This window comes from Enterobacter sp. IF2SW-B1, from assembly GCF_001743375.1.
Classification (GTDB): Bacteria; Pseudomonadota; Gammaproteobacteria; order Enterobacterales; family Enterobacteriaceae; genus Enterobacter; species Enterobacter bugandensis.
In genome coordinates this window covers 185,266-201,016 of sequence record NZ_MJAA01000001.1, presented here as the reverse complement: position 1 = coordinate 201,016, position 15,751 = coordinate 185,266, and the positions used below count along the sequence as shown (strand labels likewise).

12 protein-coding genes and 1 pseudogene are annotated in these 15,751 nt (G+C 57.2%); 5 read left to right on the top strand and 8 right to left on the bottom strand.

The features are described 5' to 3' along the window. Window positions 1-49: 49 nt before the first annotated feature. Together A6013_RS00915 and malX are read right to left on the bottom strand one after the other, a co-directional pair. Window positions 50-1,222, bottom strand: coding sequence for a MalY/PatB family protein (locus tag A6013_RS00915; RefSeq protein WP_069732379.1), 1,173 nt, complete (start codon window positions 1,220-1,222; stop codon window positions 50-52). Window positions 1,223-1,270: 48 nt separating this feature from the next. Beyond that, window positions 1,271-2,863: a maltose/glucose-specific PTS transporter subunit IIBC gene (gene malX, locus A6013_RS00910; RefSeq protein WP_028012923.1), complete on the bottom strand. Its 1,593-nt coding sequence runs from the start codon at window positions 2,861-2,863 to the stop codon at window positions 1,271-1,273. Between the two features lie 177 nt (window positions 2,864-3,040). Here malX and A6013_RS00905 point away from each other — a divergent pair, with 177 nt between their 5' ends. Beyond that, window positions 3,041-4,069 (top strand): Mal regulon transcriptional regulator MalI, encoded by a 1,029-nt coding sequence (locus A6013_RS00905; protein WP_028012924.1) that lies wholly within the window; start codon window positions 3,041-3,043, stop codon window positions 4,067-4,069. Between the two features lies 1 nt (window position 4,070). Here the strand turns inward: A6013_RS00905 and A6013_RS00900 are convergent, their stop codons facing one another. After that, window positions 4,071-4,967 (bottom strand): LysR family transcriptional regulator, encoded by an 897-nt coding sequence (locus tag A6013_RS00900; protein ID WP_045261486.1) that lies wholly within the window; start codon window positions 4,965-4,967, stop codon window positions 4,071-4,073. Window positions 4,968-5,074: 107 nt separating this feature from the next. On the opposite strand from A6013_RS00900, the gene A6013_RS00895 reads away from it, so the two are divergent. Both A6013_RS00895 and A6013_RS00890 read left to right on the top strand, forming a co-directional pair. Beyond that, window positions 5,075-6,055, top strand: a complete 981-nt coding sequence (locus A6013_RS00895) for an MBL fold metallo-hydrolase (protein WP_048959888.1) — start codon at window positions 5,075-5,077, stop codon at window positions 6,053-6,055. Window positions 6,056-6,070: 15 nt separating this feature from the next. Beyond that, a complete protein-coding gene (locus A6013_RS00890) occupies window positions 6,071-6,925 on the top strand; it encodes an alpha/beta fold hydrolase (RefSeq protein WP_069732378.1) in 855 nt (284 codons plus the stop codon). A 38-nt stretch (window positions 6,926-6,963) separates the two neighbouring features. Here A6013_RS00890 and A6013_RS00885 read toward each other — a convergent pair whose 3' ends face one another. Both A6013_RS00885 and manA read right to left on the bottom strand, forming a co-directional pair. Next, complete coding sequence (locus A6013_RS00885) at window positions 6,964-8,496, bottom strand: YdgA family protein (protein WP_069732377.1); 1,533 nt, start codon at window positions 8,494-8,496, stop codon at window positions 6,964-6,966. 99 nt (window positions 8,497-8,595) lie between these two features. Next, the gene (gene manA, locus A6013_RS00880) at window positions 8,596-9,771 is read right to left on the bottom strand and encodes a mannose-6-phosphate isomerase (protein WP_069732376.1); all 1,176 of its coding nucleotides are present in this window, start codon (window positions 9,769-9,771) and stop codon (window positions 8,596-8,598) included. A 199-nt stretch (window positions 9,772-9,970) separates the two neighbouring features. Here manA and fumA point away from each other — a divergent pair, with 199 nt between their 5' ends. Both fumA and fumC read left to right on the top strand, forming a co-directional pair. Beyond that, window positions 9,971-11,617, top strand: coding sequence for a class I fumarate hydratase FumA (gene fumA, locus A6013_RS00875; protein ID WP_028012930.1), 1,647 nt, complete (start codon window positions 9,971-9,973; stop codon window positions 11,615-11,617). Between the two features lie 137 nt (window positions 11,618-11,754). Further along, window positions 11,755-13,149 (top strand): class II fumarate hydratase, encoded by a 1,395-nt coding sequence (gene fumC, locus A6013_RS00870; protein ID WP_047368424.1) that lies wholly within the window; start codon window positions 11,755-11,757, stop codon window positions 13,147-13,149. Here fumC and tus read toward each other — a convergent pair whose 3' ends face one another. From tus to A6013_RS24880, 3 genes and pseudogenes are all read right to left on the bottom strand, one after another. Then, window positions 13,150-14,079 carry a DNA replication terminus site-binding protein gene (gene tus / locus A6013_RS00865; protein WP_059356968.1) on the bottom strand — a complete coding sequence of 310 codons (930 nt, stop codon included), beginning with the start codon at window positions 14,077-14,079 and terminating at the stop codon, window positions 13,150-13,152. Between the two features lie 73 nt (window positions 14,080-14,152). Further along, a complete protein-coding gene (gene rstB / locus A6013_RS00860; protein WP_048999470.1) occupies window positions 14,153-15,451 on the bottom strand; it encodes a two-component system sensor histidine kinase RstB in 1,299 nt (432 codons plus the stop codon). Window positions 15,452-15,480: 29 nt separating this feature from the next. After that, a pseudogene (locus A6013_RS24880) lies at window positions 15,481-15,732 on the bottom strand (site-specific integrase); the annotation flags it as partial. Window positions 15,733-15,751: the final 19 nt, after the last annotated feature.

The following is a 15,751-nucleotide window of genomic DNA, read 5'->3' as shown; positions in this document are numbered from 1 at the left end:
CGGGGTAAAAAGCTATTTGCGCAAGGGAATATTCCGTTGCGCAAACAAATTACAGGAGCGTGTTGATCCCGGCGATGAGGCGCTGCACCCCTTGTTCCAGCTTGCTGCGTGGGCAGCCGGCGTTAAGGCGAACGAAGCCGTTACCCTCGTTTCCGTACGTGTATCCCGGCATGATGGCGACTTTTTGCTGCTCGATCAGCACTTTTTGCAGTGCCCTGTCATCAATGTTCAGCGGGCGCAGGTCAATCCAGGCCAGATAGGTTGCTTCCGGCGGCTGCCAGTTCAGTTTCGGAAAAGCACTGTTTAATTCCTGTGCGATATACAACAGATTCTCTTCCAGATAACGACGCAAGGCATCAAGCCAAGGCTCTCCCTGCTGATAGGCGGCGATATGGGCCGTCAGCGCCAGCACTGAAGGGGAAGAGAGCCCATCTCGTCCTTTTAGCGCGCTGAGATAGCCGTTACGGCTCTCTTCATCGCCGATCAGGCCGTATGCGCCCGTCAGTGCCGGAATATTAAAGCTTTTCGAGCCGGAGGTGAGAAGCGCCCACTTGCCGCGCGCTACCGCATTCCACGGGGTGTGGCGATGCGCCCCCCACACCATGTCCATATGAATTTCATCGCTGATAACCGCCACGTCATAGCGCTCACAGAGTTCCGCCATCTGCGTCAATTCATCCCGCGTCCAGACCTTGCCGGTCGGGTTCTGCGGGCTGCACAGTAGCAGAATTTTGTTTTCCGGTTTCGCCAGGGCCGCTTCAAGCGCCGCCATATTGCCCTGCCAGCCAGCCGCCTGCTTTTCCATCTCAACGGCCACAACCTGACGCGCATTGCCTCCAATGGCGTTGTAAAACGCATCGTACGCCGGTGTGTGGACCACCACGCCGTCACCGGGCTTTGACCAGAGGCGAATCAGCTCTGACACCATGTAGATGACGGAAGGGCCATAAACGATGGTTTCTTTATCAATGCGGCTGTTAAAGCGCTGCCGAAACCAGTGCTCAACAGCGGCAAGAAACTCGTCGTTTTTCCAGCGGCTGTAGCCCAGCACGCCGTGGTTGATGCGCTGATGCAGCGCGTCGGTAATGCAGGGGGCGGTGGCGAAGTCCATATCCGAGATGGTGAAGGGCAGCAGATCCGCCGCGCCAAAGCGGTCGGCGACGTAGTCCCACTGCGTACACCAGGTGCCGTGACGATCCACGACGGTAGAAAAATCAAACATGACGTTAATCCTTAAAGTAAAACCCCCTCATGAGAGGGGGTTGAGGCATCAGGCTTCTACTGTTCGCATCAGGGTTGCCAGCTCATCTTTCACCGACTGAACCTGCGGGCCGATAACCACCTGCAAATTGTGCTGATTTAACTGTACCACGCCGATGGCCCGGTTGGCTTTCAGGGCGTTGGTATCTACTTTTGACATATCCGCCACCGACAGACGCAGGCGGGTGATGCAGTTATCCAGCGAGGTAATGTTATCCGCACCGCCCAGCGCAGCCAGAATGGCAGGGGTGTTATACCCGGATTTGCCCACGGTACCGGCCACCGCCTGCTCAACGCTGGTGGCGGTATCGGTATCGCGGCCCGGCGTTTTCAGGTTAAAGCGGGTGATGGCGAAGCGGAAGATACCGTAGTACACCGCGAACCAGATAGCCGCCACGACCGGCACCAGATACCACTTGGTTGACAGGCCGTGCAGGATCCCGAACACCACGAAGTCAATCACGTTGCCGTCGGTGTTGCCGATGGTGACGCCCAGCACCGCCATCACGGTAAAGCCCAGGCCGGTCAGCAGCGCGTGGATGAGATACAGCACCGGCGCAACAAACAGGAACAGGAATTCGATAGGCTCGGTGGTGCCGCCCACGACGCAGGCAATCACGCCGGAGATCAGCAGCCCTTTAATTTTATGTCGGTTTTCCGGGCGCGCGCAGTGGTACATCGCCAGCGCGGCACCCGGCAGGCCGCCGAGGAAGGCCGGCATTTTACCCTGAGACAGGAAGCGGGTGGCGCTTTCGGAGAAGCCGTGGGTAGTCGGACAGCTCAGCTGCGCCTGGAAGATGGTCAGCGCACCGCTCACGTCGTGACCGCACACCTCCATGGTACCGCCCGCTTCGGTGAAGCGAATCAGGGCCACCAGGATATGTTGCAGGCCGAACGGCAGCAGCAGACGCTCGCCAGTGCCGAAGATCATCGGACCAAAATCTCCCGCGCCGTTGATGATGCGGCCAATGCCGTTGATGCCCATCGCAAAGACTGGCCAGATCAGCGGAATGATCAGGCCGAACAGACCCATGACCACCAGGGTGACAATCGGCACGAAGCGGGTACCGCCGAAAAAGGCCAGAGCATCCGGCAGGCGGATATTGTGGAAGCGCTCGTGCAGCATCCAGATAATGACCCCGGCGATGACCGCTCCGAGGATCCCGGTATCAATAGATTGAATACCAATCACGCTCTGAATGTTGTTGGCCTTCAGCACGGCAGCATCGGTCGTCGGCAGAATGCCTTTCGCGGTCAGCCAGAAGTTAACCGCCAGGTTCATCACGGCGTAACCCACAAACCCGGCAAACGCCGCGACGCCTTTATTCTCGCGGGCCAGGCCCAGCGGGATGGCGATGCAGAACATCACGGGCAGGAAGCTAAACGCGAAGGAGCCGACCTTACTCATCCAGATAAAGATCGCCTGCAGCACGGGAGTACCGAGGAACGGGATCAGCGTGATGACGTCTTTACTGCTCAGCGAGCTGCCGATCCCGAGCATGATCCCGCAGAACGAGAGGAGCGCCACGGGCAGCATAAAGGTTTTACCCAGTTGCTGGAAAAACTCCCACAGCGATATTTTTTGTGCTGTTTTCGCCGTCATAAAACGACTCCTTTATTGTTAAAATCAGTTTGCCTGCTTCAATGCTGCGAGAAGATAAAACGTTTTATCAAAGTTTAGTGCGCGCTAAATCACATTCTCAGGCTTTGACTGGTAGTATAAAGATAACGTATTGATAAAACGTTTTACCGATCTCATTTCAGGGAGTCACGCTGACACATGGCTGTAGCGAAAAAAGTCACCATCAACGATGTCGCGCTGGCGGCGGGGGTTTCCGTCAGCACCGTTTCTCTCGTGCTCAGTGGTAAAGGGCGCATCTCGCCCGCAACCGGCCAGAGGGTGAACGAGGCGGTTGAACAGCTGGGCTTTGTGCGTAACCGTCAGGCGTCGGCGCTGCGCGGCGGGCAAAGCGGGGTGATTGGCCTGATTGTCCGCGACCTGACGTCACCTTTCTATGCGGAGCTGACCGCCGGGTTAACCGAAGCGCTGGAAGCGCAGGGGCGGATGGTCTTTCTGCTGCACGGCGGGCGCGAGGCCGGGCAGCTTCTCTCCCGTCTCGATATGCTGCTGACCCAGGGGGTTGACGGAGTGATCGTCGCCGGAGCGTCGGGCGTGGGTAGCGAACTGTGCGAGCGCGCCGCCGAAAAAGGCGTGCCGCTGGTGTTCGCCTCGCGCGCCAGCTATCTGGACGAGGCCGATACGCTGCGCCCGGATAACATGCAGGCCGCGCAAATGTTGACCGAACATCTTATTCGCCGCGGGCATCAGCGCATTGCCTGGCTGGGAGGGAAAAGCTCCTCCCTGACGCGCGCCGAGCGGGTCGGCGGCTACTGCGCGACGCTGATTAAATACGGCCTGCCGTTCCACAGCGAATGGGTCGTGGAGTGTGAATCCAGCCAGAAGAAAGCGGCGGAAGCGATAGGCGCGCTGCTGCGAAGCAATCCGACGATCAGCGCCGTGATTTGCTACAACGATGTGATTGCCATGGGGGCCTGGTTTGGCCTGATCCGCGCCGGGCGTCAGAGCGGCGAGGGTGGGGTGGAAACCTTCTTCGGCCATCAGGTGGCGTTAGGGGCGTTCGCCGACGTTGGTGAAAACGCGCTGGATGACCTGCCGATAGTCTGGGCTACCACCCCTGCGCGGGAGATGGGCTACACGCTGGCAGACAGAATTATGCAGCGCATCGACAACACGGATGTCCAGTCCGGGCACCAGATTGTGGCGGCGCGGCTGGTGACGGTGAAATAACTCAGCTCTGCTGCGTTAGCGGGTTGAGCGTCAGATGTGTCTCCAGGGCTTCTACAAATTTTCGTACTTTTGCCGGGATCAGCCGGGAGGTCGGGTAAACTGCCCAAATGGCCAGCGATTCCGGCTGAGCATCTTCCAGGACGATCCGCACGAGTTTACCCTCAGCAATGGCAGGCTCTACGTACCAGCGAGATAAATTTGCGATGCCGAGTCCCCCCAGACAAGCCTCGAAAATCGCCTCAATAGAGTTAGCCGAGAATCGGCCTGACACCTTTTGTTTGTAGCGCTGTTCACCCTTCTCAAACGACCAGTGTGTCGTATCTGAGGTGGTCAGGCAGCTATGTCCAGCCAGATCGTTAAGCAATTTCGGTGAACCGTACGCGGCGAGATACTCCGCGCTGGCGCAAAGCTCGCGGGGGTTATCACAGATGCGGTGTGCAACTAACCGGTTATCGCGCAGCGGTGCAATGCGTAACGCCACGTCTATGCCTTTCCCGACAATATCAATTTGCTCATCGGTTGCCAGCAGGTCGACCTGCAGGGCAGGATGTTGCTGCATAAACAGCGGCAACATCGGTGCAACGATCTTGCGTCCAAACGCCGCTGAGGCGGTAATGCGAAGGCGTCCGGACAGGTGCGTACCATCAGGAAACAGATCGGCCAGCGCGTTATTTTTATCTTCCAGCAACGCCTGCGCATGCGGCAAAAAAACGTCACCATCGCTGGTGGGTGAAAGGGATCGCGTGGTGCGATGCACCAGCCTGACCCCCAGCTCAGCCTCAAGATTGTTAAGAGAGCGTGACGCCGCCATGGCGCTCATTGAGAGCCGACGCGCGGCGCCCGCCAGGCTACCCGCCTTAATCGCTTCGACAAACACTTCAACGTCTTCCAGTTTCATTATATCGATTTTCGTTATGCTGACTTATCAAAGTACATATCTACAGTATTTATCGTTACGCTGCCATAGTCTCTTCACAACCTGAAAAATATCAATCTGGAGTGAAGATGAAAAAGTTGAAAACGGTTCTGGCATTCAGCAGCCTGTTGCTGGTAAGTGCCGCCTGGGCTGACGCACCTGCGCAGGTGAAGCAGCAGGTCCCCGGCTATTATCGTCTGGCGGTAGGGGAATATGAGGTCACGGCGCTGTTCGACGGCTATAACGACCTTTCGCCGTCATTACTCCACGGTCTTTCAGACGACAAGGTTCGTAAACTGCTGGCTCAGCATAAAATTGATGCCGAACGCATGCCGACCGCTTTTAACGCTTTCCTGGTTAATACCGGTAAACATCTGGTCATGATTGACAGCGGAGCGGGGCACTGCGTGCCGGAAACGGCCGGCCAGCTGGTTAACAATATGAAAGCATCAGGCTATCGTCCCGAGCAGGTTGATACCATTTTCCTGACTCACCTGCATCTTGACCACGTGTGTGGCCTGAGCGATGCAGACGGTAAAGCGTTGTTCCCCAATGCCACCGTCTATGTACCGCAGGGGGAGGCCGACTACTGGCTTGATCCTGCAAAAGAAGCGAGCGCGCCGGCTAATGCGAAAGAGTATTTTGCTATCGCCCGAAAAGCATTGTCTGAGTATAAAGCCTCCGGACATCTTAAAACCTTCGTTCCGCCAGCTTCGCCGATCCCGGAAGTCCAGACGGCCTATGCCGTTGGCCATACGCCCGGCAGTACCGTTTATCGCTTTGCGTCGCAGGGGACGGCTATTAACTTCATTGGGGATCTGATTCATGCGCCAGCCGTCCAGTTCCCGCATCCTGAAGTGTCTATTCGCTTTGATGTCGATTCGAAAAAAGCCATCTCGTCCCGGGCGCAGGAATTTAACGCCCTGGCGAAAGACGGCGAGTGGATGGCCGCTGCGCATCTGCCTTTCCCCGGTATTGGGCATATCACCGCCTGGCAGCAGGGCTATAGCTGGAACCCTGTAAATTACGGTCCTTATCAACGTGCGGCCAACGTGCCTCTGCTGAAATAAAGTAAGGTTATGAATATGAAAAGTTACACCGTAACGGCAAACGGCATTCGCCAGTTTGTGGTTGAAGAGGGTGAAGGCGCGCCGGTTATTCTTCTGCACGGTTTTCCTGAAACAAACTATGCCTGGCGCTACCAGATACCTGTATTGTCCCGGCACTACCGCGTCATCGCGCCGGATTTGCGAGGATATGGCGAAACGGATAAACCGGCTTCTGGCTATGATAAACGGAACATGGCCCGGGACATCCGGGAGCTAATGCGTGCGCTGGGGTTACAGAAGGTGGTGCTGGTGGGGCACGATCGCGGGGCGCGCGTCGCGACGCGGTTTGCAAAAGATTACCCTGAGCTGGTGGATCGTCTGGTGGTCATGGATAACGTGCCAACGCGTATCGTGGCGCGCGATTTGAATACGTCCATCGCCCGCGCATACTGGTTCTTCCTGTTCCATCTTGTGCCCGATCTGCCGGAAGCGCTGATTGCAGGACGTGAAAATATCTGGCTGCGCCACTTTTTCTCGGACTGGACCTACGATCCGTCAACCATCAGCGGCGAGGCGTTTGACACCTATGTTCGCGCGTATCAGGCGCCCGGAGCAGTGCGAGGCGCGATGGCTGACTATCGCGCCAACGCGGAAGACGTGGCGCAGGATCTTGCCGACGCTGACGTGAAAATCGCCTGTCCGGTAATGTCGCTGTGGGGCAATGATTTTCACGCGGTTGGAAAGCTCTTCGATATGCAAAGCGTCTGGGCTGAAATGGCGGATAACCTGCGGGCGCAGGGTATCGACGAGTGCGGCCATCTTCCTCAGGAGGAACAGCCTGAGAAAGTTAACGCCTTGCTGCTGGATTTCCTGCAGGGATGGAAAGGATAAGGGCAATAAAAAACCCCTCTTGCGAGGGGTTTTGACGTTTACTGCTGCGGTGCCGCCGGTACGGCTGGCGCTGCGGGTTCAGCCGGTTCCGGCATTCCCAGCGTCGGCATACCAAACATCCCAACAAACTCTTCCAGCGGCATTTTGTCGCCGTTCAGCGTTACCTGGCCGTTGGCATATTGCAGGCTGGTGGAAATGGTGTTGTCTTCCACTTTGGTGATGCGGAACATCTGACCCATCGCCGCCAGACCTTTCACCTGCTGGTTCGCCAGCTTGCCAGCATCTTCATCGCCGTAGCCTTCCAGCTTCGCAATCTGGGTCATAAACTCGGTCGCCATATCCATCGGGATGGTTAGCTTGCTGTCGAGCGACTTCACGCTGCGATCCACTTCCTGCGCCAGCGTCTGCGGTTCACCCGTGGCGGCTGCAGGATCTTTCAGGAACAGCGACAGGTTAAAGCTGGTTTCGCCTTTGCTGTTTTTCCAGCTCAGCGGCGCAACGGTGACCACCGGCTGGCCTTTCAGCAGGATTGGCAGGTTATTGAACAGCACCGCCATCGCCTGCTGCTGGTACACTTCCGGGTTCTGCTGCAGCGCGGCGTCGGTCAGCAGCGCCTGGCTCTCTTTGCTGTATTTCTGGCTAAATTCGTGCCATGCCTGGCCGTCGATATTGCCGATCTTCAGCGACAGCTTGCCGGTGCCCAGATCCTGATTCTGCACTTTCAGGCTCTTCAGCGTGTAATCCAGCTGGGTATTGATGCTCTTACCGTCTTTGGATACGTCGGATTGACCGTTAATGTCCATGCCTTCCAGCACGGCCATCTCTTTTCCTTCAATTGCGATAGCAATCTTATCCACGGAGAGCTTCTGATCGCCGATACGCTCTTTAAAGTCGGTCATACGGCTGTTGCCGTCGGCTTTCAGGTTGTTGAAGGTGAGCTGAACTTTTTGGTTATATTCGTTCACGGCGTTGACCAGGCCGCTTTCCGCTTCACCCGTCATGGAGAAGACGTTGCCGTCCCGATCCGCATCAAGTTTGAAATGGCCGCCGCTGAAGGCGACTTTTTCGTTCTCTTTCTCGTAGTTCAGCGGTTTCAGCGCGATATCAGAACTGGTATCACCGGAGTAGCTAATACGGGTGTTAATGTCGAAAGGTGATTCATTCTTCGCCAGGTCAAACAGCGGTTTAGTGACGTCGTTATTCACCAGTACGGTATGAACGGACGCCATGGACGGGATCAGGTTAAACGACTTTAACTGCGCCAGCGGCAGCGGACCGTGGCTTACCACTTCATCCAGCACCACGCTCTGTCCCGGCTTCAGCCAGCCGTTTGCCGCACCGGCCACCGGCTTCACCACCAGCTGCATGCGGCTGGTGAACACGCCGCGCTGATAGTTCTGGTAGCTCAGCTCCAGACCCGCCTCCGGCGCGCTGCGCTTAATTTCTCCGTTAGCCTGCGCCACCATCTCAGCCAGACGGCCTTCCAGCTGTTTCCCGGTAAACCAGGAGGCACCCGTCCAGACCACGCCTAACGCTACAATCACTCCAACCGCTACGACCGATTTTTTCATTGCGACTATCCCTAAAATGAAACCAGGCGGTAAAAACCGCCCGGAGATATTAAGCCTTCAACTAGCTTAGCAAGAGTTGTTAAAAAAATCAGTAAGTGCTTAAAGCTTATTAAAAACGCGCGCCAGGCGACCGGTGCCGCTTACGCTGACCGGGGACTCATTGGCTGCAACGAATGCTGACTCGCCAGGCTGGAGAACCAGACGCTGCTCGCCTTTGCGCAGCGTTGCTTCGCCCTCGACGCAGAACAGGATCGCCGCGCTTTCCTGTGCGATTGTCGTTTCCGTCTGATTGAGGTCGTGCAGGGAGAACGCAAAATCCTCAACCGGAATCGGGAAGTCCAGCTCTGCACCGTTTTTCACCGGCTGAGTCAGCAGCTCCGCGGCAGGCTTCGCTACAAACTTCACGTTGGCAACCAGCTCAGGGATGTCGATATATTTCGGCGTCAGGCCCGCGCGCAACACGTTGTCAGAGTTGGCCATCACCTCCAGCGCTACGCCCTGCAGGTAGGCGTGCGGGGTTTCCGCGAACAGGAACATCGCTTCGCCCGGGTTCAGCTTCACCACGTTCAGCAGCAGAGGGGAGAACAGGCCGCTGTCGTCAGGGTAAAACTCGGAAATCAGGCGGATGGTCTCCCACGGTTCCCCTTGCTGGCTGTTCAGGGCCGCTTTCAGCACCGCCAGCGCGTGAGATTTCTCTTCACCCTGCATATTCAGCAGGCTGGCAAACAGCTGGCTGAGCGCGTCCGCGTTTGGGTTTTCGAGGAAGTGGGCAATAGCCTTGTTGGCACCCGCGACCGGCTGCAGCAGGGAGATAATCTCTGAAAACTCGCGGAAGGCGTTCATCGCCAGGAACGGCGTCAGTGCGAACACCAGCTCCGGCTTGTGGTTAGGATCTTTGTAGTTACGCTCGGCGGCGTCCAGCGGGATGCCCGCCGCGTTCTCTTTGGCAAAGCCGATTTCAGACGCTTTCTTGTTCGGGTGAACCTGGATGGAGAGCGGCTGGTCGGCGCACAGCACCTTAAACAGGAACGGCAATTCGCCAAAGCGCTGAGCCACCTTGTCGCCCAGCAGTGCGGCTTTATCGGCATCAATCACGTCACGCAGGCTGCGTACCTGGCCGCTGGCGTCTTCAATTTTTGAGCTGCTCTTCGGGTGCGCCCCCATCCATAGTTCCGCCATCGACAGGTTGTTCGGGTTCGCGATACCGTAGAGATCCGTTAACGCAGTTTTACTTCCCCAGGCGTAGTTTTGCACTGAGTTAATGAGTTTTTGCATTATCAAGCCCTGATTCAAATGTGGAATTAACTCCGGGTATTAAAGCAATAAACCACGTGGAAGTAACCTGTGGATGTAAAAAGTCGTACTAGTCTCAGTTTTTGTTAAAAAATTGTGTAGGATAAGCTGACTCGCTTTTAAGCCGGGCAGCGGAACATCTGCCCTGAATAAACAGACCGAAGCAGTAAGTGAGAGAACAATGTCGAATAAACCCTTCCATTATCAGGATCCTTTCCCCCTCAGTAAGGATCAGACCGAGTATTACCTGTTAACCCGCGATCACGTCTCCGTCTCTGAGTTTGAAGGACAAGAGATCCTCAAGGTGGATCCGCAGGCGCTGACGCTGCTGGCGCAGCACGCTTTCCACGATGCCTCCTTTATGCTCCGCCCCGCGCATCAGCAGCAGGTTGCCGATATTCTGAGCGACCCGGAAGCCAGCGAAAACGACAAGTACGTTGCCCTGCAGTTCCTGCGTAACTCAGACATCGCGGCGAAAGGCATTCTGCCAACGTGCCAGGATACCGGCACGGCGATCATCGTCGGTAAAAAAGGCCAGCGCGTCTGGACCGGCGGCGGTGACGAAGCGGCGCTGGCTCACGGCGTCTACAACACCTACACCGAAGACAACCTGCGCTACTCGCAAAACGCGGCGCTGGATATGTACAAAGAGGTCAATACCGGCACTAACCTGCCTGCACAGATTGACCTCTACAGCGTCGACGGTGACGAGTACAAATTCCTCTGTATCGCCAAAGGCGGCGGTTCAGCCAACAAAACCTATCTCTACCAGGAAACCAAAGCGCTGCTCACTCCGGGCAAGCTGAAAAATTACCTGGTTGAGAAGATGCGTACCCTCGGCACCGCGGCGTGCCCGCCGTACCATATCGCCTTCGTGATTGGCGGAACCTCAGCTGAAAGCACGCTGAAAACCGTCAAGCTGGCCTCAACCAAATACTACGACGGCCTGCCAACCGAGGGTAACGAACACGGTCAGGCTTTCCGCGACGTGCAGCTTGAACAGGAGCTGCTGGAAGAAGCGCGTAACCTGGGTCTCGGGGCGCAGTTTGGCGGCAAATACTTTGCCCACGACGTGCGCGTGATCCGTCTTCCGCGCCACGGTGCCTCCTGTCCGGTCGGGATGGGCGTTTCCTGCTCTGCGGATCGCAACATCAAGGCCAAGATCAACCGCGAAGGCGTGTGGATCGAAAAGCTGGAAAATAACCCGGGCAAATACATCCCGGAAGCGCTGCGTAAAGCGGGTGAGGGTGAAGCGGTTCGCGTTGACCTGAACCGTCCGATGAAAGAGATTCTGGCGCAGCTTTCTCAGTATCCGGTCTCGACCCGTCTCTCCCTGAACGGCACGATCATCGTGGGCCGCGACATTGCGCACGCGAAGCTGAAGGAGCGTCTGGACAACGGCGAAGGGCTGCCGCAGTACATTAAAGATCACCCGATCTACTACGCGGGCCCGGCGAAAACGCCTGAAGGCTATGCCTCCGGCTCGTTAGGCCCAACCACGGCAGGGCGTATGGACTCGTACGTTGATCAGTTGCAGGCCAACGGCGGCAGCATGATCATGCTCGCTAAAGGCAACCGCAGCCAGCAGGTGACGGACGCGTGCCACAAGCACGGCGGCTTCTACCTCGGCAGCATCGGCGGCCCGGCGGCAGTACTGGCGCAGGGCAGCATCAAGAGCCTGGAGTGCGTGGAATACCCGGAGCTGGGTATGGAAGCGATCTGGAAAATCGAAGTGGAAGACTTCCCGGCGTTTATCCTGGTGGATGACAAAGGTAACGACTTCTTCAAGCAGATCCAGTCGTCCCAGTGTTCGGCGTGCGTGAAGTAAATTGAAAAAAACGGGTGGCGCAGCCGCCACCCGACATCAAAAAGAGCGCACAAAGCGCCATACCGTTTCTCAGAAGTCATCAATACTTATCCCTTAAGCATGTGAGCAATCCCTCTTTTGTTATCAAGGAGAAAGTAATGACCACGGTACGCCATGAGAAAGACTCGATGGGCGCCATCGACGTCCCGGCCGACAAGCTATGGGGCGCGCAAACCCAGCGTTCGCTGGAGCACTTCCGTATTTCGACCGAAAAAATGCCCGTCTCGCTGATTCAGGCGCTGGCGCTGACCAAACGCGCCGCCGCGAAAGTGAACCAGGATTTGGGCCTGCTGGACACCGATAAAGCCACCGCCATTATCAACGCCGCAGACGAAGTGCTGGCGGGCAAGCATCCTGACGAATTTCCCCTCGCTATCTGGCAGACCGGTTCCGGTACCCAGAGCAACATGAACATGAACGAAGTGCTTGCGAACCGGGCGAGCGAGCTGCTGGGCGGCGTGCGCGGCATGGAACGTAAGGTCCACCCGAACGATGACGTCAACAAAAGCCAGAGCTCTAACGACGTCTTCCCGACGGCGATGCACGTGGCGGCGGTAATCGCCATTCGCGAGCAGCTTATCCCGCAGCTCAACGTGCTCAAATCCACGCTTAACGAGAAAGCGCAGGCCTTCCGCGACATCGTCAAGATTGGCCGTACGCACCTGCAGGACGCCACGCCTTTGACGCTCGGCCAGGAGATTTCCGGCTGGGTGGCGATGCTGGAACACAACCTGAAGCATATCGAGAACAGCCTGCCGCACCTGGCGGAGCTAGCGCTCGGTGGGACGGCGGTCGGTACCGGGTTAAACACCCATCCAGAATACGCGGTGCGCGTGGCGGAGGAGCTTGCTGCCATCACCGGACAGCCGTTCGTCACGGCGCCCAATAAGTTCGAAGCGCTGGCGACCTGCGATGCGCTGGTCCACACCCACGGCGCGCTGAAGGGGCTGGCGGCCTCGCTGATGAAAATTGCTAACGACGTGCGCTGGCTGGCCTCGGGCCCGCGCTGCGGCATCGGTGAAATCAGCATCCCGGAAAACGAGCCGGGCAGCTCCATCATGCCGGGTAAAGTGAACCCGACCCAGTGCGAAGCCATGACCATGCTCTGCTGCCAGGTGATGGGCAACGACGTGGCCGTCAACATGGGCGGTGCGTCCGGCAACTTCGAGCTGAACGTCTATCGCCCGATGGTGATCCACAATGTGCTGCAATCTGTTCGTCTGCTGGCGGACGGGATGGAGAGCTTTAACGAGCATTGCGCGGTGGGGATTGAGCCCAATCGCGAACGCATCAGCCAGCTGCTCAATGAATCTCTGATGCTGGTCACCGCGCTCAATACCCATATTGGCTACGACAAGGCCGCCGAGATCGCCAAAAAAGCGCATAAAGAAGGGCTAACGCTAAAAGCCTCCGCCCTGGCGCTGGGCTATCTCACGGAGGCGGAGTTTGACGCCTGGGTTCGCCCGGAAGCGATGGTCGGTAGCCTGAAATAATCATCCCGCCACGTACAGGTGCAGCCGAGGAATAATCAGCTGTAGCGGCTGCGCCTGAGGTCTGTAACGGTGCTGAACATTGTCAGCATCGTAATTCAGCAGTTCCCCGATATCGGGTACTACCGCGCCCTGATCGGCATCGTAAAGCGCAATCAGCGGCGTCGGGCAGGCATACTGCACCTGCTTTTGCTGACCGGAATACCAGACGCGAGCGATAGGCTGCACCTTAACCGGGCGCTTTATCTTCAGGCGCGCATCCGCCGGCAGCGAGGCGATGCTGTGGTACTCCTGCTCCAGGCGCTCAATCCACTGCTCCCGCGACCAAGGCGCGACGGTGCGCGGCGTCTTCAGGCTTTTTTCCAGCTGGGCCAGAATCTCATCCCGGGTGAAGTTTTTAATGATGTGCTTATTCGCCCAGCCGAAGCGCAGCGTAGCGGGGTGACGCAGTACCGTCAGCGTCCGATAGGCATTCAGGGTAATCAGCCCCGGAAGCTGTCGGTGCACCCACTCAAACCGCGCGGCAGGGGCGAGGCCGGACTCTTCGGTGATGATCTTTTCAAAGGCCGCTTTCAGGGTGTTGATATGCGCAATCTGGCTTTCCAGCGCTTCGCGCGATGTCGCATCGGTTTGCAGGCAGATGACCCCCGGCAGGCGCACGGCGGCCTTGCTGCTGCGGTTTTCTGACTGCTGCTGGATAAACAGGCGACGATAGTGTTTTAGCGCCAGCTCAAGGGCCGCGCTGCCGATGTGCTGTTCGACCTCGATGGTGTCCAGCGGATCGTGCTCGGCTCCTTTAGCCACATCCGGCAGGGTAAAGACACGCGCGGCCAGCAGGCGGCAGGCCTGCAAACGCTCGGTCAGGGTCAGGAGTTCGTGTTCTATTTCCCGAAACGTGCCGTTAAGCCGTTCGATGAGATCGTAGTTCGCCATAAACACTCTCATTAGTTACAACATACTTATCATATAGCACAGCACGCCGGGTCAGGCCAGCGTGCGTTTGAGGTCAGGCAGGGACGGGAAGGGCGATGTTATGGTACACCGGCCAGCTAAAGCAGAAGCGCGCGCCGCCGAGCTCGCTCTCCTCGCAATGCACCGTGCCGCCCATCGCCTGCGCGATAGAGTAGACAATCGCCAACCCCAGGCCGCATCCGCCGGTGGCGCGATCGCGGCTGGGATCGAGGCGGACAAACGGTTCAAACACGGTCTCTCGCGCTTCCGGGGCAATTCCCGGTCCGTCGTCCTCCACCGTCAGGCTGGCCCGGTTGCCCTGCAAATCCAGGCCAATCTGGAGCGTACTTTCGCTGTAGCGCATGGCGTTGTTCATCAGGTTGTCCAGCACGCGCTCCATCAGGCGCATATCGAGCGCGCCGTAGTCACCCGGCGTGACGCGCGTCAACAGCGTGCGCTGCGGGTTTACGCTTTGAACGTCATCAATGTGGGTTTGCAGCCAGGCGGGCAGATCCGGCGTGGTGAGGTTCAGCTCGTTTTGCGGGCGGTCGAGACGCGCGTAGGTCAGCAGCTCCTCAATCAGCGCTTCAAGCTGGCCAATGTCGCGGTTAAGCGCCTGATTCTCTGCCTCGGTCAGATTTTCGCTCATCTCCAGACGGTAGCGCAGGCGAACCAGCGGCGTGCGCAGCTCGTGCGCAATTCCGTCGATCAGCTGCTTCTTACTGGCGATCAGGGCGTTGATGTTATCGGCCATCTGGTTAAAGGCCACGCCCAGACGCTCAAAGCTGGAACCGCTGTCGAAGTGAATGCGTTCGGTAAAATGCCCCTCGCCAAAACGCTGCGCGGCAGATTCCAGCTTCAGCATGTCCTGCCAGTGGGGCCGCATCCAGATAAAGACCGGAAATGCGAGCGAAATGGCGATAAAGGCCATCAGCGCCATGTCCAGCAGGCGCATCTGGTGCAGATAATAGAGATAGGGCACCGGCCCGACGGCCAGCACGTAATGGCTGCGCGGAATGCGCTGGATAAAGGTGTATTTTTCATCCAGCGCAACGATGTCCCCGTCGCGCAGACGCTGCATGGCGGGCGGATCCAGCTCAAAATCTTTCAACGGCTCAATGCGTAAATCGAATGACAGATTAAGATCCAGCTCTTTCAGGGTTTTCGCCCAGTCGTGTGGCGGGATCTCTCTCAGCTCGCTGCGCATCAGATACAGCGAGCTTTTCATCAGATCGTCCAGCGACTGCCGGCCCGCACGTTCGGCGGTAAATTTATAGACCAGCCCGACCAGCATGGTCATCACCAGGAAGCAGACAAACAGTAAAAGATAAAACTGCACAAACAGCTTTTTCATTAAATATCACCGGGACATCAAGTAATTAACTACTTTGTTTTTACCTTCAGGGGCACTATAGGGACATTTGCATATCCGCCAAAGCGCTGATTCAAAAATGGTACCTGATCGCTATCGAGAACATTTATCCACGCAGAGTATACATGGAAGACCATCTCTGCATTCTCATCACCCATCTGATTCGCTATAAAAGCAGGATTAGCACCTGCCGACAACATCCAGCACGCGTATGTATGACGCAGCTGATAGGGGCGTCTGCGGCGAATGCCCGATCGTTTTATCGTTCGGTAGGCCTGTCTT